Source organism: Mycobacterium sp. E1214, from assembly GCF_001666755.1.
Classification (GTDB): domain Bacteria; phylum Actinomycetota; class Actinomycetes; order Mycobacteriales; family Mycobacteriaceae; genus Mycobacterium.
In genome coordinates, this window is sequence record NZ_LZJC01000028.1 from 1 (window position 1) to 25,920 (window position 25,920).

Consider the following 25,920-nt stretch of genomic DNA (forward strand, 5'->3'; position numbering starts at 1 on the left):
ACGGAGGCGCGCCGCCACTTCGGTTTCGCCGACGACGCCCGGGTGTTGCTGGTGTTCGGCGGGTCGCAGGGCGCGGTCTCCCTCAACCGGGCCGTGTCGGGGGCCGCCGCGGACCTGGCGGCCGCAGGTGTCTCCGTGCTACACGCCCACGGCCCCAAGAACACCCTGGACCTGCGCGAACCGCGGCCGGGCGACCCGCCCTACGTGGCGGTGCCCTACCTCGACCGGATGGACCTGGCCTACGCCGCCGCGGACCTCGCGATCTGCCGTTCCGGCGCCATGACCGTCGCCGAGGTTTCGGCGGTCGGCCTGCCCGCCATCTACGTACCGCTGCCGATCGGCAACGGCGAGCAGCGGCTCAACGCGCTGCCGGTGGTCAACGGCGGGGGCGGCATGATCGTCGCCGACGCCGACCTGACGCCGACGGTGGTCGCCGAGCGGGTCTCGGGGCTGCTGGGGGACCCGCCCCGGCTGGCGGCCATGACGGCCGCCGCCGCCCGGGAGGGCCACCCCGACGCCGCGCGCCGCGTCGCGCAGGCCGCCCTCGACATCGCCCGCGGCGTCGCGCCCGGGAGCGCGCCGTGACGAGCCCGCCCGAGCTGCCACCCGGCCTCGAGCGGGTGCACATGGTGGGCATCGGAGGAGCGGGCATGTCCGGCGTCGCCCGCATCCTGCTGGACCGCGGCGCGCTCGTGTCCGGCTCCGACGCCAAGGAGTCGCGCGGCGTGCACGCGCTGCGGGCCCGCGGCGCGCAGATCCGCATCGGGCACGCCGCGGCGTCGCTGGACCTGCTGCCCGGCGGACCCACCGCGGTCATCACCACCCACGCCGCCATCCCGAAGACCAACCCCGAGCTCGTCGAGGCCCGGCGCCGCGGCATTCCGGTGATCCTGCGGCCCGTCGTGCTGGCGATGCTGATGGCCGGGCGCACCACCCTGATGGTCACCGGCACGCACGGCAAGACCACCACGACGTCGATGCTGATCGTGGCGCTGCAGCACTGCGGCCGCGACCCGTCCTTCGCGGTGGGCGGCGAGATGGGGGAGGCCGGCACCAACGCCCATCACGGCAGCGGTGACTGCTTCGTCGCCGAGGCCGACGAGAGCGACGGCTCGTTGCTGGAATACACGCCCGACGTCGTGGTCGTCACCAACATCGAGACCGATCACCTGGATTTCTACGGCAGCGCGCAGGCCTACGTCGCCGTGTTCGACTCCTTCATGGAGCGGCTCGCCCCCGGCGGCGCGCTGGTGGTGTGCGTCGACGATCCCGGCGCCGCCGCGCTGGCCCGCCGCACCGCCGACCTCGGCATCCGGGTGCTGCGGTACGGGTCGCCGGACGCCGACGCGGCGCCCCTGGCGGCGACGCTGCTGTCCTGGGAGCAGCACGGCACCGAGGCCGTCGCCCAGATCCAACTGGCCGCTGAGCTCGACCCCGGCTCGCAACCGCGGGCGATGCGGTTGTCGATCCCCGGGCGGCACATGGCGCTCAACGCGCTGGGCGCGCTGCTCGCGGCCGTGCAGATCGGCGCCCCGGTGGACGCGGTGCTGGACGGGCTGGCCGGCTTCGAGGGCGTGCGCCGCCGGTTCGAACTGGTCGGCTCCTCGGTGCTCGGCCGGGCCACCGACGTGCCGGTGCGGGTCTTCGACGATTACGCCCACCATCCCACCGAGATCAGCGCGACGCTGGCCGCGGTCCGGGCGGTCCTCGACGAGACCGGGCAGGGGCGCAGCATCGCGGTGTTCCAACCCCACTTGTATTCGCGAACAAAGGAATTCGCGAAGGAGTTCGGCGCCGCACTGGACGCAGCGGACGAGGTCTTCGTCTTGGACGTCTACGGCGCGCGCGAGCAGCCGCTGGCCGGGGTCAGCGGCGCCAGCGTCGCCGAACACGTCAGCGCGCCGGTGCGCTACCTACCGAACTTCTCCGCGGTCCCCGAGCAGGTCGCCGCCGCCGCCGGGCCCGGTGACGTCATCGTCACCATGGGCGCGGGGGACGTGACGCTGCTGGGGCCCGAGATCGTCACGGCCCTGCGCGGCCGGGCGAGCCGCGACGTACCCGGCCGGCCCGGGGTGCGGCGATGACGCAGCCCAACGACGCCACCCCGGCGCACGTGGTCGGCGAACCGGGGGGCGGCTTCGACGATTCGGCCACCGAGCCGATCTTCGTTGGGGGCCCCGCCGCGGACGAGGCGGGCGAGCAGGACGACGAGTTCGAGGGGCCGCGCCGCCGGGCCCGGCGAGAGCGCGCCGAACGGCGCGCCGCGCAGGCCCGCGCCACCGCGATCGAGGAGGCGCGCCGCGAGGCCAAGCGCCGGGTCAGCGGGCGGGCGGGCAGCGGGCCACGCGCACCGCAGAAACCCGCGCGCGGGGTGGTGCGCGGCCTGAAGATGCTGCTGGTGACGGTGTTACTGGTGATTGCGGGCGTCGGCCTGGCGCTGATCCTCTACTTCACCCCGGCGATGTCAGCGCGCAACATCGTGGTGGTGGGCACCGGGGTGGTGACCCGCGAGGAGGTCCTCGACGCGGCGCGGGTCCGTCCGGGAACCCCGCTGCTGCAGATCAACACCAGCCAGGTTGCCGATCGGGTGGCGGCGATCCGGCGGGTCGCCAGCGCCCGCGTGCAGCGCCAGTATCCGTCCGCGCTGCGGATCACCATCGTCGAGCGAATCCCGGTGGCGGTCAAGGACTTTCCCGACGGCCCCCACCTGTTCGACCGCGACGGTGTCGACTTCGCGACGGGACCGCCGCCACCGGCGCTGCCGTACCTCGACGTCGCCGATCCCGGGCCCAACGATCCGGCGACCAAGGCGGCGCTGCAGGTGCTGACTGCGCTGCGACCCGAGGTCGCCAGCGAGGTCGGGCGGATCGCGGCGCCCTCGGTCGCCTCGATCACCCTCACGCTGGGCGACGGCCGGGTGGTGACCTGGGGAACCACCGACCGCACCGAGGAGAAGGCGGAGAAGCTGGCCGCGCTGCTCACCCAGCCGGGGCACACCTACGACGTCTCCAGTCCCGACCTGCCGACCGTCAAATAGGGGCGCGGGCTGCGGGAAAAAAGCGTGCGGCGCGTCGGCGCGCCTGCCGGGTTCGCGCGCGCCCTGCCCATACCGTTCTGGTTGCGCGGAACTACTTGACATAACTCTAACTCTATGGTTGAGGTTGAGAGTTTGCCGGGGAGGGCCGCGACCGACCACCACACACCCACCAGGAACGCAGTCCCACCAGGGAGGAACCCGAATGATGACCCCCCCGCATAACTACCTGGCCGTCATCAAGGTCGTGGGTATCGGTGGCGGCGGCGTCAACGCCGTGAACCGAATGATCGAACAGGGCCTCAAGGGCGTCGAGTTCATCGCGATCAACACCGACGCGCAGGCCCTGCTGATGAGCGACGCCGACGTCAAACTCGACGTCGGCCGCGAATCCACCCGCGGCCTGGGCGCCGGCGCCGACCCCGAGGTCGGCCGCAAGGCCGCCGAGGACGCCAAGGACGAGATCGAGGAGCTGCTGCGCGGCGCCGACATGGTGTTCGTCACCGCCGGCGAGGGCGGCGGCACCGGCACCGGCGGCGCGCCGGTGGTCGCCAGCATCGCGCGCAAGCTGGGCGCGCTGACCGTCGGCGTGGTCACCCGTCCGTTCTCCTTCGAGGGCAAGCGGCGCGGCAACCAGGCCGAAAGCGGCATCGCGGCGCTGCGCGAAAGCTGCGACACCCTGATCGTGATCCCCAACGACCGCCTGCTGCAGATGGGCGACGCCGCCGTGTCGCTGATGGACGCGTTCCGCAGCGCCGACGAGGTGCTGCTCAACGGTGTGCAGGGCATCACCGACCTGATCACCACGCCCGGCCTGATCAACGTCGACTTTGCCGACGTCAAGGGCATCATGTCCGGCGCGGGGACCGCGCTGATGGGCATCGGGTCCGCGCGCGGCGAGGGCCGCTCGCTCAAGGCCGCCGAGATCGCCATCAACTCGCCGCTGCTCGAAGCCTCGATGGAGGGCGCGCACGGGGTGCTGATGTCGATCGCCGGCGGCAGCGACCTGGGCCTGTTCGAGATCAACGAGGCCGCCTCGCTGGTCCAGGACGCCGCCCACCAGGACGCCAACATCATCTTCGGTACCGTGATCGACGACTCGCTCGGCGACGAGGTGCGCGTCACCGTCATCGCCGCGGGCTTCGACGCCGCGGGCGCGGGCCGCAAGCCCGTCGTCGGCAGCACCGGCACCGAGAAGACCGGCGGCGCTCACCGCATCGAGTCGGCCAAGGCCGGCAAGCTCACCTCGACGCTCTTCGAGCCGGTCGACGCCGTCAGCGTGCCGCTGCACACCAACGGCGCCACGCTCAACATCGGCGGCGAGGACGACGACGTCGACGTGCCGCCGTTCATGCGCCGCTGAGGCGGGGCTGTCGGTGGCGACGGAGACCCTGGCCGACAACGGCTTTGGGGATACTGGTCGTGTGAGCGTTCGGATCCGGCGGGTGACCACCACGCGTGCGGGCGGTGTGTCCAGGCCCCCGTTCGACACCTTCAACCTGGGCGACCACGTCGGGGACGCGCCGAAGGCCGTGGCCGCCAACCGGGCCCGGCTGGCCGCCGCGATCCGCCTGCCGCAAGACCGCGTCGTCTGGATGAACCAGGTGCACGGCGACCGCGTCGAGGTGGCCGACGGGCCGCGCGACACCGCGTTCGACGACACCGACGCCCTGGTCACGCGCACGCCGCGGCTGGCGCTGGCGGTGGTGACCGCGGACTGCGTTCCGGTGTTGCTGGCCGACGCCCGTGCCGGTGTGGTCGGCGCCGTGCACGCCGGCCGGGTCGGCGCCCAACGCGGCGTCGTGGCCCGCGCGGTCGAGGCGATGCTGGCCCTGGGCGCGCAGCCCGGCGACATCTCGGCGTTGCTGGGCCCCGCGGTCAGTGGGCGCAACTACGAAGTTCCCGCGGCCATGGCCGACGAGGTCGAGACGGCGCTGCCCGGCAGCCGCACCACGACCGCGGCCGGCACGCCCGGCCTCGACCTGCGGGCCGGGATCGCCGGTCAGCTGCGACGGCTGGGCGTCGCGGCGGTCGACACCGATCCGCGCTGCACCGTGGCCGACCCCGCCTTGTTCAGCCATCGTCGGGACGCGCCGACCGGTCGGCTGGCCTCCGTGATCTGGATGGAGTGACCGCGATGGCGGACACGGCGCCCCCGGCGAACCCGGGGGATCGCGAGGCCGAACTCACCCACGCACTCGCGGCGGTGCGGTCGCGGCTCGCCGACGCGGCGGCGGCCGCGGGGCGCCACGTCAGCGAGATCGAATTGCTGCCGGTCACCAAGTTCTTCCCGGCGACCGACGTGGTCATCCTCTCCCGCCTGGGCTGTCGGGCCGTCGGGGAATCCCGCGACCAGGAGGCAACCGCGAAGGTGACCGATGTCACGCGCCAGCTGGCGGCGCTCGGACGGGCGGACGCCGCGCCGCGCTGGCACATGGTGGGCCACATCCAGCGGAACAAGGCCCGATCCGTCGCGCGGTGGGCGCACACCGCGCATTCGGTGGACAGCCGGCAGCTGGCCTCGGCGCTGGACCGGGGCGTCGCCGCGGCGCAAGCTGACGGGCACCGCCGTGACCCCCTGCGCGTCTACGTGCAGGTCAGCCTCGACGGCGACGAGTCGCGCGGCGGGGTGGACGTCGGTCGGCCGGGTGCGGTCGACGAGGTATGTGCGCAGGTAGCGGGCTCGGACAAGCTGAGACTCGTCGGGCTGATGGGGATCCCGCCGCTGGACTCGGATCCGCGCGCCGCGTTCGAGCGGCTGCAGGCGGAGCACTCGCGGATCCTCGAGTCGCACCGCGACGCCGTGGGCCTGTCGGCGGGCATGTCCAACGACTTCGAAATTGCCGTCAAACACGGTGCGACATGTGTGCGTGTCGGTACCGCGCTAATGGGCCCGCGGCGGCTACCGTCACCGTAAGTAGTCACTGTAGTAACACCTTCATCACTAACAACAGAAATCCCAGGGGCTAGAAGGGTCAACACGATGAGCACACTGCACAAAGTCAAGGCCTATTTCGGTATGGCCCCGATGGACGACTACGAAGACGAGTATTACGACGACCGCGCCCCTTCCCGCGGTTTTCCGCGGCCCCGATTCGACGACGGATATGGCCGTTATGACGGGCGCGACTACGACGACCCGCGCGCCGAACTGAGGCCCGAGCCCGAGTACGACGCGCCGCCGCCCGGGTACCGCGGCGGGTACGCCGAGGAGCCCCGCTACGCCGCGGTGCACCCCCGCGAGTTCGACCGCCCCGACATGAACCGGCAAAGCCCGCGCTTCGGGTCGTGGCTGCGCAACTCCACCCGCGGCGCGCTGGCGATGGACCCCCGCCGGATGGCGATGATGTTCGAGGAAGGGCACCCGCTCTCCAAGATCACCACGCTGCGCCCGAAGGACTACAGCGAGGCCCGCACGATCGGGGAACGGTTCCGCGACGGCACCCCGGTCATCATGGACCTGGTGTCGATGGACAACGCCGACGCCAAGCGCCTCGTCGACTTCGCGGCGGGCCTGGCGTTCGCGCTGCGCGGCTCCTTCGACAAGGTCGCGACGAAAGTGTTCTTGCTCTCGCCCGCCGATGTCGACGTATCGCCGGAGGAACGCCGCCGGATCGCCGAAACCGGTTTCTACGCTTACCAATAGGCTCACCACAACGTGCTAGGCCGCGGCTCGTCGGGCCGCGGCCTGCCGCACTTGCCCGTCGGCGCGCGAGCCACCGAGTGGGTGCCGACGCCACGGGTCGGTACGCTGGCAGGCGCCGCGCCGGTCCGCGGCGCTTGACATCTCATCGGGTAAGGTCGGGGCTCTTCAGTTGGTGCTGTTCTTTCAGATCCTTGGGTTCGCGCTGTTCATTTTCTGGCTGCTGCTCATCGCACGGGTCGTCGTCGAATTCATCCGGTCGTTCAGCCGCGACTGGCATCCCACCGGCATCACCGTGGTGGTGCTGGAGATCATCATGTCGATCACCGATCCGCCGGTGAAGCTACTGCGCCGGCTCATCCCGCAGCTGACCATCGGCGCGGTCCGATTCGACCTGTCGATCATGGTCCTGCTGTTGGTCGCGTTCATCGGGATGCAGCTGGCGTTCGGCGCCGCGGCCTGATCCGATCCCGGCCGCACCGCCCCGCCGGAATTGCGGCGCTTCGGCACGCCGACTTCCGATCCGGAGACGGTTCGGCCACGTTTTAGCGTCGGTTTGGCGGCCCCGATTTAAAAATTCCAAGGTTTCCGATTTTATTGGCCTGACTGTTTGAAATTGGTTCTTATTTATTGGGCTAATCCGCGACGGTCGCGTCGCGTGTGACAGGATGGACGGCAGTTGCACGACGGCTACCACTGCGTTCTACACTTTCTGCAACGTTCGACAGGAACTTGAGGGGACGAAACAATGCCGCTTACACCAGCCGACGTCCACAATGTGGCGTTCAGTAAGCCACCGATCGGCAAGCGGGGCTACAACGAAGACGAGGTCGACGCCTTCCTCGACTTGGTGGAAGCCGAGCTGACGCGGCTCATCGAAGAGAACAGCGATCTGCGTCAACGGATCGAAGAGCTGGACCACGAGCTGTCCTCCGGCGGCGGTGCCGCCCCCGCCGCGGTCGCCGCCGCGCCCACGCAGGCAATCCCGGTCGCGGAGCCCGAGCCCGTCAAGCCGACCCCGGCCCCGGCGCCGGTGTCCAGTGCGTCCGCGGCGTCGAACGAGGAGCAGGCCATGAAGGCCGCCAGGGTGCTGACCCTGGCCCAGGACACCGCCGACCGGCTGACGACCACGGCCAAGGCCGAGTCGGAGAAGATGCTGGCCGACGCCCGCGCCAACGCGGACCAGATCCTCAGCGAGGCGCGGCACACCGCCGAAACCACGGTCACCGAGGCCCGCCAGCGCGCCGACTCGATGCTGGCCGACGCCCAGACCCGCTCGGAGACGCAGTTGCGGCAGGCCCAGGAGAAGGCCGACGCCCTGCAGGCCGACGCCGAGCGCAAGCACTCCGAGATCATGGGCACCATCAACCAGCAGCGCACCGTGCTGGAAGGCCGCCTCGAGCAGCTGCGCACCTTCGAGCGCGAGTACCGCACCCGGCTCAAGACCTACCTGGAATCCCAGCTGGAGGAGCTCGGGCAGCGCGGGTCCGCCGCCCCGGTCGACTCGAGCGCCGACGCGGGTAGCTTCGACCAGTTCAATCGCGGCAACAACTAGCCCCTCCGGTCGTGCCGGCGTTCGCCGGGCCTTGAGCTCGGCGCACCGGACCCGGCGGTCCGTTCGTCCCCTGGGAGGGTGACCGATGCTCGTCATTGCGCTGGTTCTGGCCCTGATCGGGCTCGTCGCGCTGGTGTTCGCCGTCGTCACCAGCAACGAGCTGGTTGCTTGGGTGTGCATCGCGGCCAGCGTCGTGGGCGTGGTGCTGCTGATCGTCGACGCGCTGCGGGAGCGCCAACGCCGCGACGCGGGCGTCGAGGCCGAGCCCGACGGCGAGGCGGCCGCCGACGAGGACAGCTACGTGGACTATCCGGAGGAAGAATCCGGCGAGGGCCACACCGAAGCCGAGGCCGACGCGGAGCCGACGCAGTCGGCGGTTCCGGCGGAGGGCCGCGGCGACGAACCCGCGAAGTAGGCGCGGCGCTCGCCGCGCTCAGCCGATCGGCGTGCGCAGCAGCTCGCGCACCTCGTCGTCGCCGACCTGGTGGAAATCGCCGTATACCTGGCCGACCGCCTCGAATCCGGGCGGTGTCGTCGCGCACACGACGTGATCGGCCTCGCTCCCGAGCTCGCGGCAAGCGGATTGCGGGCCCACCGGGACCGCCACCACGATCGACCGGGCGCCGGCGGCGCGCACCGCCCTGACGGCCGCCACCATGCTGGCGCCGGTGGCGATGCCGTCGTCGACCAGGATTACCACCTTGTCGCGCAGATCGGCGATCCGCCGGCCGCCGCGGTACGCCTGCTCGCGCCGCTCGAGTTCGACCGTCTCGGTGGCGATCACGTCGCGCACCTGCTGCTCGGTGATGCGCAGGTTGGCCACCACGTCGTCGTTCATCACCACGGTGCCGCCGCTGGCCACCGCGCCCATCGCCAGCTCCGACCAGCGCGGCACGCCGAGTTTGCGCACCAGGAAGACGTCGAGCGGGGCGCGCAGCGCCCTGGCGACCTCCCACGCCACCGGCACGCCCCCGCGGGCCAGGCCGAACACCAGCACGTCACCGCGGTCCCGGTACGGCGCCAACTCCTCGGCCACCGCGCGGCCTGCCTCCCGACGGTCGCGGAAGGTCCGCGTCGCCGCTCGCCGGAGGAAGCCGTTCGGTCGGTTCATGGGTCTGCCCCAACCCTACGTCCGGTGGCGGCGTTCACAACTCTTTGGCCGCGCCGTCGGCGGTGCGGATCGGCCCGTCCCACCCTGGCGAGCGTCTCCTTACGACGTACGACGCTTTGGAGGCGTCCCCAAAGCTGAACCCGGTGGTCATCGGGTTCTGCTTCGGGCGGCAAGGCGCTGACAGGAACCCTGGGCGAGCAGGGCTGGCGGTGGTCGCTGCGAGCGCCTCGACGTCGGGGCTCGCCCAGCCGGACCGCTCCCGCCACGCCGTCGATCACCGAAGGCGTCAACCAGCTAGCTGAGCGCGCCGCAGTCGAAACCGGTTGGCGGCGAACGGGTTCAAGCGCCGCGCGGGGCCGGCTGCGGGGTGAACGAGTAGCTTTCGCCGTGCGCCAGGTAGACGAACTCCGTCTCGGCGCTGGACGCCTCGGCCGCCTTCTTGAAGTCGTCGAGCCCGGACAAGAAGACGGAGAAGTCGTTGTAGTGGATGGGAATAGCGGTGCGCGGCCTGGTGATCTCGACGGCCCGCACCGCCTGCTCGCCCGTCATCGTCACCACCGTCACCAAAAACGTGGTGCCGCCGCTGTGGATTAGGCCGAGGTCGATGCCGGGATACCGCCGCGGAATGTCCTCGAGGCTGCCGACCAGCATGGTGTCACCGGTGATGTACAGGCGGTACAGCAGCTCGCCGTCGCGGCCGAAGTCCAGCAGGTGCCCGTTGACGGGCATCAGCAGCTGCTCGACCACCTCGTCTGCGGCGTGCTTGGCCGGCATCGCGGTAATCGTCAGCGTCGCTTCGCCTTTGCGCACCCGCAGCGCTTGCCAGGTGTCCAGGGCGTGGCCCCGCTCGAAGCCCAGGGCGGCGAGCTTGCCGACCGCGTCCGCCGTCGAGACGATCGGTAGGTTCTTGTCGAGCTCTTCGGCGGCGACGTCGTCGAAATGGTCGCCGTGGTAATGGGATAACACGATCAGGTCGATCGGCGGGAGGTCGGCGACTTGGCAGGCCGGCTCGACCTCGCGGCGCGCCCAGATGCCATGCCCGAGGTCGACGTGCTCGCCCTTGTGCAAAAAGGCGGGGTCGGTGAGGATCGTCAACCCGCCGAATCGGATCAGCGTGGTGGCGTTGCCGATGAAATACACGTCGCCACCGCTAAAGTCCGTTGCACCGTCGGCCGCTAAATCCAATTCGCGCATCGTTGTCCGTCCATTCTCAGTCGTGAACCGCCGTGAAACGTGGTCAGCCGGTCATCGCCGCCACGGCCTCGCTGGTGCTCGGAACGGCGTGGGCGAGGAACGCGTAGTTGATCAGCGCTGCCTGGTAACCGTCGCCCCAGACCGGGTGCCGCGGGCCGGCGGTGGCGTCGCGAACCACCGCCACCTGAAATCCTTGCTCGAGCAGGTCGCGCAGGTGTGACTCCACGCAGATGTTGGCCAGCATGCCGCACAAGAGGACCGTGTTGATGCGCCGATTGCGCAGCTGCAGCACGAGGTCGTTGGTTTGCGGTCCCCATACCTTGTGCGGGCTGGCGACCACGGTGGCGGGGTCCTCGACGAACGGCTTGAGTTCTTCGAGCCAGTCCGCCCCGGAGCCCGGGAAACCGGTCAGGTTCAGCGCGCCGCTGCGCCCGAATGTGTTGGTGCGCAACTCCTCCGACTCGAGCGGACCGTTGAAGAGCCAGCGGTGGTCGGTGGGGTAGAAGTAGTGCGGCGAGACGAAGACGGGATAGCGGTTGGCCCGGGCGGCGGTGAGCAGCTCCACCAGGTGGCGCACCGTGTCGTTCTCCACGACGCTGGCCTGCAACAGCTCCCAGCTGGTGCCGGTGGGGCTCAGGACGTCGTTCTGCGGGTCGATGACGACGACGGCGGTGTCGGCGGGGTCATAGCGCAGCGATGCGGGCGTCGACGAGGTCAATGTCTCTTCCGGGGGCGGCGGGTTTTCAAGAGCTGAACGTCTGGCGGCGGCGGTCTTTCCTGCACCACCCGGCGAGTCGGGGTCCGGGTGGCATGCCGACATGGTGCCGCCTGCCGATGCAAAGAAGAAGACGCGAATCGCGATCGCTGTGATCGGGTGGGCCGATCAATCCCGGTGGTGGTGGAGGCGGGCGTTCAGCGGACCCCGGACTCGCCCGGGGCGTTCTGGCCCCGCCGGTCGGGGCCGGGCGCCTCCGCGGCACCCGTGGTGACCAGGTGGTCGAAAGTGCCTGTGATGTCGAGAATTCGTTCGAGGAAGCGGGGCCGGTGGTCGAGGTGCAGGAGCACGCCGGCCTGGTAAGTGCGGCGGCGCACCAGCAGCAAGCCGGACAGGCCGGCGGAATCGCAGAACGCCAACTCGGACAGGTCGAGGTGCAGGTGCGCCAGGCCGGGGTCCTGGGCGAGCAACTCGTCGGCGGCGTCGACCATGCGGTCGGTGGTCTCGTAGACCAGGTCACCCGCCACGTGCAAGCGAGCCGACCGCGCCGTGGTCGCGACGCTCAAGGAGAGGTTCATTCGGCGGCTCCCGGGCTGGCAATGGCGGCGAGGGCATCGGTTGCGGCCCGCAACAGGCGCTGACTGCGGGGGAAATCGTTGAGTTGCGCGGTCAGCAGGTCGAGTGCCGGGTGCAGCGAGGCGGCCGGCACGCCGCGGGCGAGGAGGATCTCGGCGGTCCAGCCGATGAAATCGGTGAACAACGCGTCGTCGTCGGTGTACAGGGCGACGGTGAGGAAATCGACGATGTGGGCGATGTCTTCGACGGTGTGCTGGTGCTGCTCTTCGGTGTAAGCGCTCATCGCCGGGAAGCGGTTCTCCAAGTCGGTGACCGTCGACTTGACCAGCTGCGCGGCGGTCCGGCTGACCATCGTGTATTCCTGGTCGAGCAGGTGCGGCAGGTCGTCGACCGGCTGGCGGCCCAGCGCCCGGCGCACGGTGGAGAAGCCGTGGTCGAGGCGTTCGGCGGCCGCGCGGGCGTCGGGCGCCCAGGCGTCCGCGCCCAGCTGGCGGGCGAAGCGGCCGTCGCGGCCGAAGGCGGCGCCGCCGGCCAGCACCGGGTAGCCGGCGGCCTGGCACGCGATGATCGCGGCGTGCGCGTTGGGCAGCCGGACCGGAATCGAGCAGGACAGCGCCACCACGTCGGGACCGTGCTGGTGCAGGTGTGCGATCAGGTGCGGGGTGGGCACCTGGGCGCCGAGGAAGTCGACCTGCCAGCCCCGCAACCGCAGCACCTCCGCGAGCAGCCGGGCCGGCAGCGCGTGCCATTCGCCGTCGACGCAGGCCAGGCTGACCCGGCCGCCGTGCCCGGGCGTTTGGCCCGCCGGGTGGTGGGCGAGCGCGGCGATCACCCGATCGTTGATCGCGGTGGCCGCGTGTTCCTGGGCGACGCTGATCCGGTTGGCGGCCCATTCGGTGCCCACCTTGTGCTGCACCGGCGCGATCACATCGAGCAGGACGTCCTCGGCCGCCATGCCCGCGTCCATGGCGGCGAAAACCGTTGCCGCCGCGGCATATTCGTCACGGTCGGTGAGCGCGCCCCAGAGCCGATCCCGCACGACGGCTTGCTCGTCGGCGCGGGTTTCGGTGGTCTCGGCATCGTGGGACCTCATGCCACGTACCTGCCCCTGGTGTGGCCGTCGACGGCGCTGAGGTGGGTGCGCTGTGGCGCGGTGATGGCGACCACGGCGATGTCGTCGTGCACGCGCTTTCCGACCCACTGCGTGGTCAGCATCAGGACGCGTTCGACGACGGCCTCGGCCGGCATGCCGGCGCATCCGGTCAGGGCCGCGGCGAGGCGCTGCTCGCCGAAGAAGTCGCCACCGAGCGGGCCGCCGCGCGCCTCGGTGATCCCGTCGGTGTAGAGCACGCAGGTTTCCCCGGGCGCCAGCGACGTCTCGAAGGACTGCACGGTGATGCGCGGCAGGGCGCCGACCAGCGTGCCCTTGGTGTCGGCCTCCTCGACCTGCCCGTTGTCCCGAACGATCAGCGGCGGGGGATGCCCGGCGCTGGTCAGGCGCAGCACCACCTCGCCGTCGCGGTAGGCCACCGACGCCAGGACGAGCGTCGCGAACCTGGTGTGGTCGGACGACAACATCGCCCGGTTGAGCAGCGTCAGCACGCCCTCATGATCCTGGGCGAGCGGCGTCAGGGCCTGCAGTGTGTTGCGGATCTTGCCGGTCATGACGGCGGCCTCCAGCCCCTTGCCGCACACGTCACCGAGCACCACCAGGGTCTCGTCCTCCGGGGTGGCGGCGGGGTGGAAGTCGTAGAAGTCGCCCCCGACAACCTCGTAGTCCTTCGACGCGCGATAGCCGCCGGCGAACTCGATGCCGTGCAAGCCGTGCAGCGGTGGTGGCAACAGATCGCGCATCAGCGTGCGGGTGATGGCCGCCTGCTCGGCGTAGAGGCGCGCGGCCGACAGCGCCGCGCCGGCGCGCGCGGCGAACATCCCGGCGAAAACCTCATCCTCCGCGTTGTACACCGGTCGATCGGCCCGGCGCAGCAGGACCAGCGCCCCCGCCGAGACGCCGTGCCCCGGCAGCGACAGGATCATCACCGAACCGACTGCACCCGAAAACTCTTGCGGCACAAGCCATTCCGGCACGGTCGCGGCGTCGATCCAGCTTGAGGACACCGGCGGGAAGCCGTGCAGTGCCTCGCTGAGTCCCGCGACCGCCGCGGGGTCGGCGTCGACGCTGCACTGTTCCACCGCCCCGGCCGCACCGCTGTAGAAGACGGGCAGCCGCCGGCCGCGGCCCGCCGACGGGGCGACCAGCACGGCGGCGTCGGCCAGATGGCGGGCGGCCAGTTGCACGGTCGCCTCGCGGCAACGGTCGACGTTGAGCGACGCCGTCAGAACCGAGGACGCCTCGAGCAGGATCGCGGTGCGCTCCTGTTCGCGCGCCAGCGCCTCCTGTGCCTCTCGCAGCAACTGGCCGGTGTCCTCGACCAGGGACCACGCCACCTCGCCGCTGGGCAGCACGGCGGCGTAGGCGTCGAACTTGCGGCTGCCCACGCTGCCCGACGCCAAGCGCTGGTCCTTGACGGCAGCGGCGCCAGAGGCCGGCGGCGCTTGAACGAGACGGTGATGCGCGTCGGCAAGCCAGTCGATCGCGGCGGCGATCTCGTCGCCCGGTGTGGTGCCCGGCAGCAGGGACTGCGCAGAGGTGCTCAGGGCGTGCACGGCGCCGGCGCGGTCGACGACCAGCGTGGGGCAGGGCACAGCGGCCCACAAAGCGTCGAGATCGATCTCAACGCCTATGTGGGCACCGTCATGCATCGCAAAGGACCTGTCGCTGGTCGGAAGAGACCGGGCTAACGCTACGCCGAGTCTACGCATACCGAATCGTGCGAGGGCGCACGCAAGAAGCTGGCCGCCTATTTGACCGGATGTCGCACGCGTGTCCGAGGGGGGACTTGGCCACTTACGACACGGGTTCTGACCTGGCGAATCGGTACCTGATCGTCATCCATGCCGGGGTCGACCCACCTCTGACGTCGAGCGGTCGGATTAGGGGTCGAGTTGGGCGGGGGCGAGTCGGCACCCGGCGGCTTGGGCTCCGGCGTGCAGGCGTCGGTCCCAAACGGCGACGATCAGGCCGGGTTCGCCGACTGCCAACGCGCTGGCCAGATGGACAGCGTCGGCTTCGCGCAAGGCATGGGCGCGGGCGAGGCGGCCGGCGTGCTGTTCAACCGTGGCGGTGAGTTCGATTGGGCGGGTGGCGGCCCAGAAGTCCTCCCAGTCACGCTCGGCGTCGGCGAGCTCGGATTCGGTTAGGTCGTGATTGCGGGCTGCTGCAGCGAGTGCGGCGCGGACTTCGGGGTAGGCCAGGCGGCTGGACAATGCGGCGTCGCAGCCGTCCCACAGCGCGGATGCCAGCGAGCTTCCTGTCTCGGTGGTGAGAAGTTTAACGAAGGCGCTGGCGTCGAAGTAGACGAGCGGCACCGGTCAGCGCCGCTGGTCGCTGACCTGGTCAGACACCGGCCGCCGCGGTCGGGGCCGGGACCGTCCCGCAGCGACGGGCCGCTGCGCGGTGGCCCTGGCAATCACGCCTTCGGCCGTGAGACGCTCCAAGGTGCCTGCGCTGTCCAGCGCAGCGAGTCGCGCGACCGGAATCCCGCGGTCGGTGATGACGACCTCATCACCAGCCCGAACTCGATCGAGCCAATCGCTAAGGTGCGCGCGCAACTCGGTCACGGATACCTCCACACCGTGAACTGTACACTCGCTGAACCGTGATTTGTACATGTCACTTCTGAGTGTGGCAACGACGACCTGAGAGATTGACCCGCGCAAGCCGGAGGCGAGGTGGCAACGGGCCGGTACACCGATTCGTCCGCGGTGCTGGCGACGCCGAGACGGTCGATATTATGGTGGCTGGTGGCCTTCCGTCCAAGCTGCATCCGAAGGTGTTGCGGCGGAAGGTGTTTGCCGTCCCCGGTGGGACTTCGGCGCGGCTGGCGTTCGTGGTCAGCTGTATGAAGACGGCAGCGCCTCGGTGTCGGACGCCGGGTCTAGCTTGCAGCAGCGGGCTCTTGAATTCTCTGCGTGAGGTGCTGTGTGCGGTGACTGCCGACGATCGCCTTCATTGGCGTTCTGTTGCCAGCGACCCGATTGAACGACTCTCCCAGTAGTAACAGTTGGCCTGAGTCGCGAAGAACCTCGACATCCCTTGGATCGTATTCGTATGACGGAGCGTGCTTCAAGCTGGTGTAGGCGTCCCAGAACAGTTGGCTCCACATGTCCAGTTGGTGGCATTACCCCGAGACCGTGGCTAAGAGACCGAAATCACAACTACCCGTTTGAAATTCAATAGCCCACAACTGACTAGGAACATAAGGGGTAACCGAGCTTCAACTTGGGTGCGATTGCTGAACAACCGTTTTTACTCAATCGTCACGTCGAGGGGCTCGCCCATCGGGCGGCCAGGAGTCGGTACCCGACTCAAGCGGAATATTTAAGGATCGAAGCAGGATCGAAAAGAGCCGCCAATTGGCGATCGCTCCGACAAGTTCGACCAAAACCGCGTGATCGCCATTGAATGCCTTGTGGCACGCGGCCCAGTTTTCCTCGGCAATGACCCCGTCACGTACCACATCATCGGTCGCCGCCAGGACCGCACGCTCGGCATGGCCCAGACGATTGGAACTCTGCCAGTCACGCACCGCCAGAAGGTCATCCGAAGCCACACCGAGCAGCGTCGCGATTCGCCAATGCTGTGTCCACTCATATACCGACCCCGTTACCCAGCCGATGCGCATGATGATCAATTCGCGTAGCCGGGCGTCGAGCACACCGTTAAATAGCAGCGCCTCAAGCATTCCGTACAGGGCCACTGCGAGGCTCGGCTGGTGAAGTGCCACGCGAAATACTGACAGTTCTGCCATCTCTGCGGGCAGCCCACACTCGGCAGCCCGCAGCCGGGCCTGCTCAAGGTCGAGCATCGGTACGCGTTCCGTTCTCGTCACGTGTGACCTTCCTCTGTTGAAGCTCCGCATGCTGTGAGGGCGTGGGCACGAAGACGTTGTGCAGGGCCGCACTCGATTTGGCATTTTCATCTGCAAGCGAACTGAGCAGCGGCGCGAGACCAGCGAATCCGGTTGATTCTCTTGTGATCCGGTCGAACGGCCAGCGGCGCGTGGCCAGAATCTCGAGGGCTGCCCGGTAGGCGGGATACTCCACGCCGAGTGCACCGGCGATGTGTAATTCCTTATACACCAGCGTGTCTGGTTCAAAGCCGGGCGCGCCGCCTCCGCCGCGGGTGCCAGCAACCACGACCCTGCCGCCAGGCCTGGCAAGGGCGACGGCGTCGGCGAACGCGGAGGGTGCTTTGGCGGTGACATCGATGACCACGTCGGCAAGCTGTCCGCCTGTCTCACGCTGGAGCGCTGTCACTGCATCGTCCTGCGATACGTCGATGGGCAGGTCGACACCGAATGATCTGGCTATGGCCAGTCGCTGATCGTCGCGTGGACCGATGCCGGTCATCGCGACGAAAGCGGCTCCCGCCTCTTTCGCCGCCACCGCCGCGCAGATCCCGCGGATGCCCGGTCCCAGTATCGCTACGATACCCCCCGCCTTGGTGTCGGGAAGAGTTTTCCCCCATTGGATACCGGCCCCGAGAGGGTTGAACAACGTGGCGAGAACGGGGTCCATGTCTTCGGCAATCGGGAGTAGCATCGCGTCCCACGGAAGCTCCACATGGGTGGCGTATCCGCCCCATAACCCGGCGCCGATCTCCACGTCGACGAACCCGAACATGGTGGCGATGCCGTTCACCGCACATCGCCGGTATTCGCCGCGGCGACACTCCGGGCAGTCTCGGCAGGACCGGAACACCTCGACGGCCACGCGCTGGCCGGCCCGGACGCACCAGCGTTCGCTGGCCGCATTGCCGACATGTTCGACGATGCCGACGATTTCGTGACCTGGAACGAATGAGAAGCCGGCAGGCAGGTGTCCGGTGAATTGTTCGTGATCTGTACCGCATAGACCACATGCTTCAACTCGCAGGATCGCACCGCGGTCACCGACGTCGGGGATGGTCATCTGGCGCCGCTCCAGATTCCGCGGTCCGGTCAACACCATGGCCTCGGCGATCATGGAAGCTCGAATCCCGTGGACGACCCTGTGTTTCGGAGGCAAACCGTTCTGCCAACGTACATCTCGCCCGCCATCGCCTCGGCAATCTGCGGATCGTCGCTGCGTGCGACGACTCTTCGCCCGTCGGACAGGTGCGCGATGGTCGGTGTCCATCGAGGTCGCCCGTCTCGGTCGTATTCGACCGTGTACCCGTCCACTGTCGCGCGACCGGTCGCCTCGTCGACGCCTGCGACGGCCAGCCGCGATGAATCGATCGGAGTTTGTTCGTCTGCCGTGTCGATCAGTCGCCACCCGGTTGGTGGAGGGGTGGCCGACCACACACCGACCGAATGTTTCGTCGAATACCAACCGAGGCCGGTGACGACGTCGTCCCCGCGATGGGTGACTTCGCCTACGCCGACCGCCACCGGAGTACGCGCTTCTACCGACAATCGATCACTCGCTCAGGGCCACGGGCTGTTGTGAGACACGAATGCGATGGTGTCATATCTGCAGTCAAGCCACAATGGTGTGCGCCCGCGGCATACTGGCTGTTGTGTCGACGAAGTTGGTGCGATGGGGTGCCGCCGCGCCGTCAGATCGTGATTCCGCTCGCGACCGATTGCTAGATGCTGCCGAGCGGTGCCTAGAGAGTTGCGGCGTGGTAGGCACGACCATGGAGGACATCGGCAGAACAGCGGGTGTCTCCAGGGCAACGGTGTATCGCTACTTCCCTAATCGGGAGGCGGTGATGTCGGGCGTCATCATTCGCGCCGCCGAGCGCTATCTCGATCGCATCAACCCCCGGATCGCGGAGCACACCGATCTGGGCTCCGCTCTCGTCGATTTCGTGGAATACACAGTTGAGGCCGCGCGCCGCGAAGAGATCATCGGATTGTTGTTCGGCAGCGACGAGGAACTCGCCGGCGTTGGCCTCGCGGCGGGGACCTCGACGTCACTCTTCGAACTCGTCACCGAGTTTCTCCGTCCCATCTTCAGGAGACACTGGAGTTACGTAGAACCGGGCGTCTCCGTCGACGACGCCGCCGAGTGGGTTCTCCGCACGATACTGAGCCTGCTGACTGTTCGAGGACCGCGGGAGCGCAGTCGTGACGGGCTCCGGACATTTCTTTCAAGGTTTCTCCTTCCCGCAATCCTGGCGAGCGACCATTGTCGACCGATGTGACAGACAAGGCGTAATGTCTCAACCACAGCTGAGGTAGGAGGCCGGACATGTCTGTGCAGTTCACCGCGTTCAACCAGCAGGTCGCTGAACAACTGCAGAGCGCAGCAGAAACCACGGGCGGGCTGGCCGGTTACCTCGGCTTCCGGCACACTGAATTCACTGCTGGACGGCTCGTCGCGGAGATGGACGCACGCGACGACCTGAAGACGCCTTTCGGCAACTTGCATGGCGGCTGCTTGTCGGCCATGGTCGACCATTGCCTTGGAGTGGTGTTTTATCCCGTGATTCCGATGGGATCCTGGGTCGCGACGACGGAGTTCAAACTGAATTTGCTTCGTCCAGTCTCCAGCGGAACCTGTGTAGCCACGGCTGAGATCATCTCGCTGGGCAGAACCAGCGGTGTGGCACGTATCGACATCTGCAACGACGGCAGAGCGGTGTGTGCGGCGCAGGGCACCGTCACCGTCGTCGCACCGAAGGCCATCTCTTGATGTCTGCAAACAGAGCACATGATTCGTCCGCTCCTGTCGTCGAGCGCGTGCCCACGGTGGATGGGCTCTCGCTGGCGGTCGACTTCTACCGCTGTGACGGACCGCGGGCGGTCGTGTTGCTCCTTCACGGCGGTGGTCAGAGCCGGCACGCCTGGGATGTCACCGCCCAACGATTGCATCAGCGGGGCTACACCGTTGCCGCCTACGACGCAAGGGGACATGGTGACAGCGACTGGGATCCAGACGGACGCTATGACATCGAACGGCTGGGGTCCGACCTGTTGGCCGTGCGCGCGTACGCCGGCTCCGCCCGCCCAGTTGCCGCGATCGGGGCATCGTTGGGCGGTTTGACCATCCTCGGCACGCACTTGCTCGCCCCATCGGAGCTATGGCAGGCCGTCGTCCTGGTTGACATCACTCCGCGAATGCAGATGCACGGCGCCCGCCGAGTCCTATCGTTCATGTCGGCCCATCCCGAAGGTTTCGACAGCCTAGAGTCGGCCGCTGACGTGATCGCCGCCTACAACCCGCACCGCCCTCGCCCCGAAAACGTCGACGGCCTTCAAAAAGTCCTCCGCCGACGTGGAGACGGTCGCTGGGCCTGGCGATGGGATCCGGCGTTTGCGACGTCGAATTTTCAGTTCCTGCAGAGTGATTCAGACGACGGCGCAGAGGAGTTCGAGATGATGAGCGCATTCCTTGTCGATGGCGCGCGACAGGTGTCCGCGCCGGCGCTGCTGGTCCGCGGCCTGCTGTCGGACATAGTCTCCGAAGAGACAGTGAAGGATTTCCTCACCTTGGTTCCCCACGCGCAAACCGTTGACGTGTCGGGCGCGGGCCACATGGTTGCTGGCGACAACAACGACGCATTCTCGACGGCGGTCGTCGACTTTCTCGACCGTACCGTTTGACGCCAGTCGTCGGGCTGCGCGGGAGATCCCAGTTCGCCACCTATTCTGCTCGTATGCCAACTGATTCGGCGCGGATGTCGTTTCGCCGACATATCCGCGAGCAGGTCTTGAGGGCGACACGGGAACTCACCATTGAGAAGGGCTGGGAACAAGTCCGAGTGAGTGAGGTCGCCGAACTTGTCGGCGTCTCCCGACCGACGCTATACAAGGAGTTCGGCGATAAGCAGGGACTTGGTGACGCGCTCGTGGTGGCCGAGGGTCAGCGCTTCCTGGAGGGTATCCACGCCATCCTCGCCGAACACACCGGCGACGTTCAGGGCGGCATCACCGCAGCGGTGCGGTTCACCCTGCGTGAAGCAGAAGCCAGTCCGCTCCTGAAGTCGGTGCTGACGTCCAGCCACTCAGGGGATGATCGCGCCGGTGCGCCGACGACGGGCGTTCTTCCTCTCCTGCCGACATCGGCGTCCCTGCTCCAGCTCTCCTCCGCGGCTTTGGTCGCGTGGTTTCACGACCACTTCGCCGATCTCGACTCCGAAGACGTCGAGGAGGTCGCAGACGTTCTGGTGCGGCTCACCGTGAGTCACGTCGTCCTTCCCTCCGCGGACATCGCCACCACGGGTGCGCGGATCTCGCGGGTGGCGCTCCGCTACCTCGGCGTTGGCTATAGATAGCTGTGACTTGAGCGGTCTTAGCCTCGATCCACTGACAATGGACTGTTTGTCGGGGTGTCGGGATAAGGAAAGTGCGTTCTGAGCTGGGAAGATTGATATTGTTCAGGCAACAATCGGTCCAGTTCGAGAACGGCACTTCCGGCGCGAGTGTCCCACACGTTCACCCCGCGGTCCGATGTGTTCGATGAGGACATCTGGTGTCGTGCGCGGGCCTGGTGCCGGTGATGGCGCTGGCTGAGCAGGCAGGCCTATCGGAGTTGTTGGCCAACAAGATTCACATCGCAGCTCCCAGGGTCAAGTCGAGGTCGGCCAATCCGGCTCCGAAACTGGCCACCCTGATCGCGAGCATGTACGCGGGCGCGGATTACATCGATGATGTCGACCTGGTCCGCGCTGGCGGCATAAAAACCCTTTTTCCGCCGGGTGTATCCCCCGTCAACGATGGGAACGCTGTTGCGGGAGTTCACTTTCGGTTATGCCCGCCAATTGGATTCGGTGCTGGCCGAGCATCTGGCCGGCTTGTGTGACCGGGTGAATCTGCTGCCCGGCGCGCAGGCTCGGGCCTTCATCGAACACCCGGGGAGAGGCGACGCTGCAGAAAGACGCCGCAAAGGTCGGGATCTCCGGACCCGCCGGGACAGCTCAATGTGGTGAGAGCCGAAACTCGCTCGGAGAGCGGCCGGTCCATCGCTTGAAGGCGTGTGAGAAGTTGGCGAGGTCGCTGTATCCGAGATCCGTGGCGATCTCACTCACCGATAGGGATCGGTCGAGTAGCTGCAGCATCGCGCGCTCGCGCAGGAATGCTTGGCGCAACTCGCGAAAGGTGGTCTCCTCTTCGGAGAGGCGCCGCTTGAGTGTGCTGGTGGACATCGACAGCTCATGTGCGAACCAATGTTTACTTCGGCGTCCGGGCTCCTTCTGCAGCAGCCGTCTCACCTTCTCCGAGAACGACGTGGTTTCGCTCCGCTGGTCGAGAGTTCGCTGCAGATCGACGATGGCGAGTCGGTATGCGACGGGATCGGAGAACCGGCACACCTCGTTGAGCGTGTCCGCGGGAACATGGAGGAAGGACATCGGAGCGTCGAAGAACAGGCGCCCGGCGGTAAGGTCGTCCTCGCGATCTTTCAAGGCGGCGGGCGCTGGCCAACTCAAGTGGAGTGTGAGGGTCGGCGCCGCACGGACGAGCATGTCCAGCAGTCGCAACAACGCCAACCCGGCGTACGTGACGGCGAGGCAGTCCAGGGCACGATCGCTGGTGTGTCCCCAGAGCCCGACGGTGAGGCCTTGGTCATCTGGATGAAACTGTGCTTTGACAGCCGTCGTGATCAACGGCAGATAAGTCAGCAGCTCTACGATCTCGGCCACTGAGCCCGCGCTGACCAGCGGAACACTCAGCGGGCCGAAGGACGTCAACTGTGCCTGTTCGGCTAACGCAAATCCGAGCAGCGTTGCCTGATCGATGTCTAGACCGGGGTACGCCTCACGAAACCACCGTAACGGGGCCTGGATATCACGCTGAATCAGCGTCGCCTCGTCGGTTCCTTCGCGAGCCATGATGTTGCGAAGCCGCGCGACGGCGTCTGGGTCAAACGCCGGGCTCTCGAGCATTTGCACGAATGCGAGTGGGGGCACACCCGCGTCATTGGGGTTCACTGACCATGGCCCCTTTGAGCCGAAATCACAAGTTTCTGACTCCGGCGAACATAGCCGCAGCGCTCATCTGGCGCAAGACTTGTGTCAAGTAACTGAGGACACGCAAGGAGCCTGGCTATGGCAGTTGTCACATTTGTCTCCCACGGCGGCGAGAAGTATGAGGCGCCTCTCGAGGAAGGTCAGTCACTGATGCGGGTCGCGACCAACAATGCGGTGCCCGGCATCGACGGCGACTGCGGAGGCGAAGCCGCGTGCGGCACCTGCCATGTGATCGTCGATCCGCAATGGTCCGATCGGGTCGGCCTCTCCGGGGCCAATGAAGAGGAGATGCTCGCGATGAACCCCGAGCGTCAGCCGACCTCCCGGCTGTCCTGCCAGATGCAGGTCTCTGAGGCGTGGGACGGTTTGATCGTCCATCTGCCCGAGTTCCAACTGTGATGACGAAAGAGAGGTGAGACGTGAGCAATATTCGCGAGGCAGTCACTGCCAAGGCTCAGGCAACAATTCCGATGGACCGAATAATCCAGGGCGCCCACCTCTACGACAGAACGCGGCGCTGGGTCACCGGCACCAACGGTGAAAAAATCTTCATCGAGCGACCGATCCCGCCGGCTGACGAGGTTGAACTGACCGACATCGACCTTAGCAATCCTTTCCTCTATCGTCAGGGTCGCTGGAAGTCCTATTACGAGCGCCTACGCAACGAGGCTCCCGTGCACTATCAGGCCCACAGCGCGTTCGGCCCGTTCTGGTCGGTGACGCGGCATGCCGACATCGTGGCCGTCGACAAGAACCACGAGGTCTTCTCCTCCGAGCCGTTCATCGTCATCGGGAGCCCGCCGCGCTTCCTCGACATTGCGATGTTCATCGCGATGGACCCCCCAAAACACGACCGGCAACGGCAGGCTGTCCAGGGTGTGGTCGCACCGAAGAACCTGCGTGAGATGGAGGGCCTCATCCGCGAGCGGGTGGTAGACGTGCTCGACGCTCTGCCGCTTGGCGAACCGTTCAACTGGGTGCAGCACGTCTCGATCGAGCTAACCGCGCGCATGCTGGCCACGCTGCTGGACTTCCCGTTCGAGCAGCGGCGCAAGCTCGTCCAATGGTCCGATCTCGCCACCTCCATGGAGCAAGCCAACGGTGGGCCCTCGGACAACGACGAGATATTTCGCGGCATGGTCGATATGGCTAGAGGTCTCAGCGCTCACTGGCGGGACAAGGCAGCCCGGACAGCTGCCGGAGAGCTGCCCGGCTTCGATCTGATCACCATGTTGCAGAGCGACGAGAGCACCAAGGACCTGATCGATCGCCCGATGGAGTTCTTGGGCAACTTGGTATTGCTGATCGTGGGTGGCAACGATACGACCCGCAATTCCATGAGCGGTGGTGTTCTGGCGCTGAACGAGTTCCCTGACCAGTTTGAGAAGCTGAAGGCGAACCCCGAGCTGATCCCCAACATGGTCTCGGAGATCATCCGGTGGCAAACCCCGCTCGCGCATATGCGCCGGATCGCCAAGGCCGACACTGTGCTCAACGGGCAGTTCATCCGCAAGGGCGACAAGGTCCTGATGTGGTACGCCTCGGGCAACCGCGACGAGCGCGTGTTCGATCGGCCCGATGACCTGATTATCGATCGGGCCAACGCCCGTAACCACATCTCCTTCGGTTTCGGCGTGCACCGCTGTATGGGTAACCGGCTGGCCGAGATGCAGTTGCGGATCCTGTGGGAGGAGCTGCTTCCGCGGTTCGAGAACATCGAGGTCGTCGGTGAGCCCGAGTACGTGCAGTCCAACTTCGTGAGGGGGATCAGTAAGCTGATGGTCCGCCTCACCCCGAAAGGTGGCGCATGACCGTGCAGCGAGCGGTCATCGCGGGGGCCAGCCACGCGGGCACCCAGCTCGCCGCCAGTCTTCGCCGAGAAGGGTGGGACGGCGAAATCGTCCTCGTCGGCGATGAGTCGGCGTTGCCCTACCAGCGGCCCCCGCTGTCCAAGTCGTACCTGGCCGACAAATGCGAACTGGCCGAACTCGCGATCCGCAACTCGGATTTCTACGCCAAGCAGCGGATCCGACTCCTGGATGCGACGGTGGCGGCGGTCGACCGCTCGGCTGGTCATGTCGTGCTGAGTACCGGCGACGCACTGCCCTACGACAAGCTCGCGCTGTGCACTGGCGCCCGGCCTCGTCGGCTCCCCACCCCGGGAGCGGACCTGGCCGGAGTCTTCTACCTACGCACCGCCGCGGACGGCGAGATGATCCGAGAGGCCGCCGGCCCCGGGCGTCGGGCGGTGATCGTCGGCGGCGGCTACATCGGACTGGAGACAGCCGCCTCGTTGCGTGCACTGGGTCTGGAGGTCACCCTGCTCGAGGCGACCGGGCGCGTCCTTGAACGGGTCACCGCCCCGGAGGTATCGGAGTTCTTCGACCGGATCCACCGGGAGGAGGGCGTCAACATCCGGACGGGCACGCTGGTCGAGGCTCTGTCCGGCGACGGCAGGGTCCGCGAAGTAATCCTGGCCGGTGGCGAATCAATTCCCGCCGACCTCGTCATTGTCGGCATCGGCGTGGAGCCGAACACCGAGCTCGCCGCCACCGCGGGCCTGGTCGTCGACAACGGCGTCGTGATCGACGATCAGGCCCGGACTAGCGACCCCGACATCGTGGCCGCCGGGGACTGCGCCAGCCACGACATGGCCCGTTACGGCCGTCGCATCCGCCTGGAGTCCGTGCCGAGCGCGGCCGAGCAGGCCAAGGTCGCCGCCGCGACCGTCTGTGGGAAGTCCAAGAAGATAGCGGCCCTTCCATGGTTCTGGTCAGATCAATACGACCTCAAGCTCCAGATCGCCGGTCTCAACACCGGGTACGACGAGGTCGTCCTCAGCGGCGACCCGACCCGGGAGCGCGACTTCACCTGCTTCTACCTCCGTGCCGGCGAGCTTCTTGCCGCCGACTGCATCAACCGTCCCCGCGACTTCATGTTCAGCAAGCGGGTCATCACGCAGCAAGTCGCCGTCGAACGGGCCGAACTGTTGCTCGCCGGCTCGGACTGAGGTGCCGGCGGTGCGTAGGCGGTGGGAACGACGACGGCGGATGCGACGCGTGTCTTGGAGAGGTA

The 25,920-nt window shown here is 67.6% G+C and carries 27 protein-coding genes and 3 pseudogenes; 18 read left to right on the forward strand and 12 right to left on the reverse strand.

Annotated elements, in window-relative coordinates; genetic code table 11:
- The 10 genes from A5700_RS03450 to A5700_RS03495 all read left to right on the forward strand — a co-directional run.
- On the forward strand, window positions 1-585 hold a 585-nt coding region (locus tag A5700_RS03450; protein WP_304442425.1), incomplete at its 5' end, for a glycosyltransferase.
- A gap of 41 nt (window positions 586-626) precedes the next feature.
- Entirely contained in the window at window positions 627-2,084 is a 1,458-nt protein-coding gene (gene murC / locus A5700_RS03455; RefSeq protein WP_068067933.1) for a UDP-N-acetylmuramate--L-alanine ligase, read from the forward strand.
- On the forward strand, window positions 2,081-3,037 hold the full coding sequence (locus A5700_RS03460) for a cell division protein FtsQ/DivIB (protein WP_068067903.1): 957 nt from the start codon (window positions 2,081-2,083) through the stop codon (window positions 3,035-3,037). Before murC ends, A5700_RS03460 begins: the two co-directional genes overlap by 4 nt.
- Window positions 3,038-3,242: 205 nt before the next feature.
- Window positions 3,243-4,397 (forward strand): cell division protein FtsZ, encoded by a 1,155-nt coding sequence (gene ftsZ / locus A5700_RS03465; RefSeq protein WP_068067929.1) that lies wholly within the window; start codon window positions 3,243-3,245, stop codon window positions 4,395-4,397.
- A 61-nt stretch (window positions 4,398-4,458) separates the two neighbouring features.
- A complete protein-coding gene (gene pgeF / locus A5700_RS03470; protein WP_068067900.1) occupies window positions 4,459-5,166 on the forward strand; it encodes a peptidoglycan editing factor PgeF in 708 nt (235 codons plus the stop codon).
- Window positions 5,167-5,171: 5 nt separating this feature from the next.
- On the forward strand, window positions 5,172-5,951 hold the full coding sequence (locus A5700_RS03475) for a YggS family pyridoxal phosphate-dependent enzyme (RefSeq protein ID WP_068067931.1): 780 nt from the start codon (window positions 5,172-5,174) through the stop codon (window positions 5,949-5,951).
- A gap of 66 nt (window positions 5,952-6,017) precedes the next feature.
- Window positions 6,018-6,680 (forward strand): cell division protein SepF, encoded by a 663-nt coding sequence (locus A5700_RS03480; RefSeq protein ID WP_068067897.1) that lies wholly within the window; start codon window positions 6,018-6,020, stop codon window positions 6,678-6,680.
- Between the two features lie 169 nt (window positions 6,681-6,849).
- Window positions 6,850-7,140, forward strand: a complete 291-nt coding sequence (locus tag A5700_RS03485; protein ID WP_003878110.1) for a YggT family protein — start codon at window positions 6,850-6,852, stop codon at window positions 7,138-7,140.
- Window positions 7,141-7,425: 285 nt separating this feature from the next.
- On the forward strand, window positions 7,426-8,232 hold the full coding sequence (locus A5700_RS03490; protein ID WP_068067894.1) for a DivIVA domain-containing protein: 807 nt from the start codon (window positions 7,426-7,428) through the stop codon (window positions 8,230-8,232).
- Window positions 8,233-8,317: 85 nt separating this feature from the next.
- Window positions 8,318-8,647, forward strand: coding sequence for a phage holin family protein (locus A5700_RS03495; protein ID WP_068067891.1), 330 nt, complete (start codon window positions 8,318-8,320; stop codon window positions 8,645-8,647).
- An 18-nt stretch (window positions 8,648-8,665) separates the two neighbouring features.
- Here A5700_RS03495 and A5700_RS03500 read toward each other — a convergent pair whose 3' ends face one another.
- From A5700_RS03500 to A5700_RS03540, 11 genes and pseudogenes are all read right to left on the reverse strand, one after another.
- Window positions 8,666-9,343 carry a phosphoribosyltransferase gene (locus A5700_RS03500; protein ID WP_068067888.1) on the reverse strand — a complete coding sequence of 226 codons (678 nt, stop codon included), beginning with the start codon at window positions 9,341-9,343 and terminating at the stop codon, window positions 8,666-8,668.
- 339 nt (window positions 9,344-9,682) lie between these two features.
- Window positions 9,683-10,537: an MBL fold metallo-hydrolase gene (locus A5700_RS03505; protein WP_068067885.1), complete on the reverse strand. Its 855-nt coding sequence runs from the start codon at window positions 10,535-10,537 to the stop codon at window positions 9,683-9,685.
- Between the two features lie 43 nt (window positions 10,538-10,580).
- Entirely contained in the window at window positions 10,581-11,255 is a 675-nt protein-coding gene (locus A5700_RS03510) for a cysteine hydrolase (RefSeq protein WP_231973735.1), read from the reverse strand.
- 194 nt (window positions 11,256-11,449) lie between these two features.
- A complete protein-coding gene (locus tag A5700_RS03515) occupies window positions 11,450-11,830 on the reverse strand; it encodes an STAS domain-containing protein (RefSeq protein ID WP_068067882.1) in 381 nt (126 codons plus the stop codon).
- Window positions 11,827-12,921: a B12-binding domain-containing protein gene (locus A5700_RS03520; protein ID WP_068067879.1), complete on the reverse strand. Its 1,095-nt coding sequence runs from the start codon at window positions 12,919-12,921 to the stop codon at window positions 11,827-11,829. The genes A5700_RS03515 and A5700_RS03520 overlap by 4 nt, the downstream gene beginning before the upstream one ends.
- Window positions 12,918-14,591 (reverse strand): PP2C family protein-serine/threonine phosphatase, encoded by a 1,674-nt coding sequence (locus tag A5700_RS03525; RefSeq protein ID WP_068067876.1) that lies wholly within the window; start codon window positions 14,589-14,591, stop codon window positions 12,918-12,920. The genes A5700_RS03520 and A5700_RS03525 overlap by 4 nt, the downstream gene beginning before the upstream one ends.
- A 231-nt stretch (window positions 14,592-14,822) precedes the next feature.
- The gene (locus A5700_RS03530) at window positions 14,823-15,257 is read right to left on the reverse strand and encodes a type II toxin-antitoxin system VapC family toxin (RefSeq protein ID WP_012394840.1); all 435 of its coding nucleotides are present in this window, start codon (window positions 15,255-15,257) and stop codon (window positions 14,823-14,825) included.
- Between the two features lie 3 nt (window positions 15,258-15,260).
- Window positions 15,261-15,715: pseudogene (locus A5700_RS26800) on the reverse strand (type II toxin-antitoxin system Phd/YefM family antitoxin).
- Between the two features lie 486 nt (window positions 15,716-16,201).
- Window positions 16,202-16,780 carry a carboxymuconolactone decarboxylase family protein gene (locus A5700_RS25015; protein WP_012394838.1) on the reverse strand — a complete coding sequence of 193 codons (579 nt, stop codon included), beginning with the start codon at window positions 16,778-16,780 and terminating at the stop codon, window positions 16,202-16,204.
- Window positions 16,743-17,915 carry a zinc-binding dehydrogenase gene (locus A5700_RS03535; protein WP_012394837.1) on the reverse strand — a complete coding sequence of 391 codons (1,173 nt, stop codon included), beginning with the start codon at window positions 17,913-17,915 and terminating at the stop codon, window positions 16,743-16,745. The genes A5700_RS25015 and A5700_RS03535 overlap by 38 nt, the downstream gene beginning before the upstream one ends.
- Window positions 17,912-18,280 (reverse strand): annotated as a pseudogene (locus A5700_RS03540) (hypothetical protein); the annotation flags it as partial. The gene A5700_RS03535 and the pseudogene A5700_RS03540, both read right to left, overlap by 4 nt.
- 275 nt (window positions 18,281-18,555) lie before the next feature.
- On the opposite strand from A5700_RS03540, the gene A5700_RS03545 reads away from it, so the two are divergent.
- From A5700_RS03545 to A5700_RS26805, 5 genes and pseudogenes are all read left to right on the forward strand, one after another.
- A complete protein-coding gene (locus A5700_RS03545) occupies window positions 18,556-19,080 on the forward strand; it encodes a TetR/AcrR family transcriptional regulator (protein ID WP_008256180.1) in 525 nt (174 codons plus the stop codon).
- A 53-nt stretch (window positions 19,081-19,133) separates the two neighbouring features.
- Window positions 19,134-19,571: a PaaI family thioesterase gene (locus tag A5700_RS03550; protein WP_041325313.1), complete on the forward strand. Its 438-nt coding sequence runs from the start codon at window positions 19,134-19,136 to the stop codon at window positions 19,569-19,571.
- Window positions 19,571-20,482 carry an alpha/beta fold hydrolase gene (locus tag A5700_RS03555; protein ID WP_012394833.1) on the forward strand — a complete coding sequence of 304 codons (912 nt, stop codon included), beginning with the start codon at window positions 19,571-19,573 and terminating at the stop codon, window positions 20,480-20,482. Before A5700_RS03550 ends, A5700_RS03555 begins: the two co-directional genes overlap by 1 nt.
- A 92-nt stretch (window positions 20,483-20,574) precedes the next feature.
- Window positions 20,575-21,153, forward strand: a complete 579-nt coding sequence (locus tag A5700_RS03560; protein ID WP_172827193.1) for a TetR/AcrR family transcriptional regulator — start codon at window positions 20,575-20,577, stop codon at window positions 21,151-21,153.
- Between the two features lie 147 nt (window positions 21,154-21,300).
- A pseudogene (locus A5700_RS26805) lies at window positions 21,301-21,726 on the forward strand (IS1380 family transposase); the annotation flags it as partial.
- Window positions 21,727-21,795: 69 nt separating this feature from the next.
- Here A5700_RS26805 and A5700_RS03565 read toward each other — a convergent pair.
- Window positions 21,796-22,761 carry a helix-turn-helix transcriptional regulator gene (locus A5700_RS03565; RefSeq protein WP_046188922.1) on the reverse strand — a complete coding sequence of 322 codons (966 nt, stop codon included), beginning with the start codon at window positions 22,759-22,761 and terminating at the stop codon, window positions 21,796-21,798.
- A 162-nt stretch (window positions 22,762-22,923) separates the two neighbouring features.
- Between A5700_RS03565 and A5700_RS03570 the strand changes: the two genes are divergently transcribed.
- The 3 genes from A5700_RS03570 to A5700_RS03580 all read left to right on the forward strand — a co-directional run bounded on the left by A5700_RS03570 (window position 22,924) and on the right by A5700_RS03580 (window position 25,855).
- Window positions 22,924-23,244 (forward strand): 2Fe-2S iron-sulfur cluster-binding protein, encoded by a 321-nt coding sequence (locus tag A5700_RS03570; RefSeq protein ID WP_012394830.1) that lies wholly within the window; start codon window positions 22,924-22,926, stop codon window positions 23,242-23,244.
- Window positions 23,245-23,315: 71 nt separating this feature from the next.
- The gene (locus A5700_RS03575; protein ID WP_046188902.1) at window positions 23,316-24,656 is read left to right on the forward strand and encodes a cytochrome P450; all 1,341 of its coding nucleotides are present in this window, start codon (window positions 23,316-23,318) and stop codon (window positions 24,654-24,656) included.
- Window positions 24,653-25,855, forward strand: coding sequence for an NAD(P)/FAD-dependent oxidoreductase (locus A5700_RS03580; protein WP_068067873.1), 1,203 nt, complete (start codon window positions 24,653-24,655; stop codon window positions 25,853-25,855). Before A5700_RS03575 ends, A5700_RS03580 begins: the two co-directional genes overlap by 4 nt.
- Window positions 25,856-25,920 lie beyond the last annotated feature (65 nt).

Excerpts from the sequence above, each read along its gene's own strand:
- murC (WP_068067933.1), top strand. The coding sequence starts at position 627 with ATGGTGGGCATCGGAGGAGCGGGCATGTCCGGCGTCGCCCGCATCCTG.
- A5700_RS03460 (WP_068067903.1), top strand. The coding sequence starts at position 2,081 with ATGACGCAGCCCAACGACGCCACCCCGGCGCACGTGGTCGGCGAACCG.
- ftsZ (WP_068067929.1), top strand. The coding sequence starts at position 3,243 with ATGACCCCCCCGCATAACTACCTGGCCGTCATCAAGGTCGTGGGTATC.
- A5700_RS03475 (WP_068067931.1), top strand. The coding sequence starts at position 5,172 with ATGGCGGACACGGCGCCCCCGGCGAACCCGGGGGATCGCGAGGCCGAA.
- A5700_RS03480 (WP_068067897.1), top strand. The coding sequence starts at position 6,018 with ATGAGCACACTGCACAAAGTCAAGGCCTATTTCGGTATGGCCCCGATG.
- A5700_RS03490 (WP_068067894.1), top strand. The coding sequence starts at position 7,426 with ATGCCGCTTACACCAGCCGACGTCCACAATGTGGCGTTCAGTAAGCCA.
- A5700_RS03495 (WP_068067891.1), top strand. The coding sequence starts at position 8,318 with ATGCTCGTCATTGCGCTGGTTCTGGCCCTGATCGGGCTCGTCGCGCTG.
- A5700_RS03500 (WP_068067888.1), bottom strand. The coding sequence starts at position 9,343 with ATGAACCGACCGAACGGCTTCCTCCGGCGAGCGGCGACGCGGACCTTC.
- A5700_RS03505 (WP_068067885.1), bottom strand. The coding sequence starts at position 10,537 with ATGCGCGAATTGGATTTAGCGGCCGACGGTGCAACGGACTTTAGCGGT.
- A5700_RS03515 (WP_068067882.1), bottom strand. The coding sequence starts at position 11,830 with ATGAACCTCTCCTTGAGCGTCGCGACCACGGCGCGGTCGGCTCGCTTG.
- A5700_RS03520 (WP_068067879.1), bottom strand. The coding sequence starts at position 12,921 with ATGAGGTCCCACGATGCCGAGACCACCGAAACCCGCGCCGACGAGCAA.
- A5700_RS03525 (WP_068067876.1), bottom strand. The coding sequence starts at position 14,591 with ATGCATGACGGTGCCCACATAGGCGTTGAGATCGATCTCGACGCTTTG.
- A5700_RS03535 (WP_012394837.1), bottom strand. The coding sequence starts at position 17,915 with ATGATCGCCGAGGCCATGGTGTTGACCGGACCGCGGAATCTGGAGCGG.
- A5700_RS03555 (WP_012394833.1), top strand. The coding sequence starts at position 19,571 with ATGTCTGCAAACAGAGCACATGATTCGTCCGCTCCTGTCGTCGAGCGC.
- A5700_RS03565 (WP_046188922.1), bottom strand. The coding sequence starts at position 22,761 with ATGCTCGAGAGCCCGGCGTTTGACCCAGACGCCGTCGCGCGGCTTCGC.
- A5700_RS03570 (WP_012394830.1), top strand. The coding sequence starts at position 22,924 with ATGGCAGTTGTCACATTTGTCTCCCACGGCGGCGAGAAGTATGAGGCG.
- A5700_RS03575 (WP_046188902.1), top strand. The coding sequence starts at position 23,316 with ATGGACCGAATAATCCAGGGCGCCCACCTCTACGACAGAACGCGGCGC.
- A5700_RS03580 (WP_068067873.1), top strand. The coding sequence starts at position 24,653 with ATGACCGTGCAGCGAGCGGTCATCGCGGGGGCCAGCCACGCGGGCACC.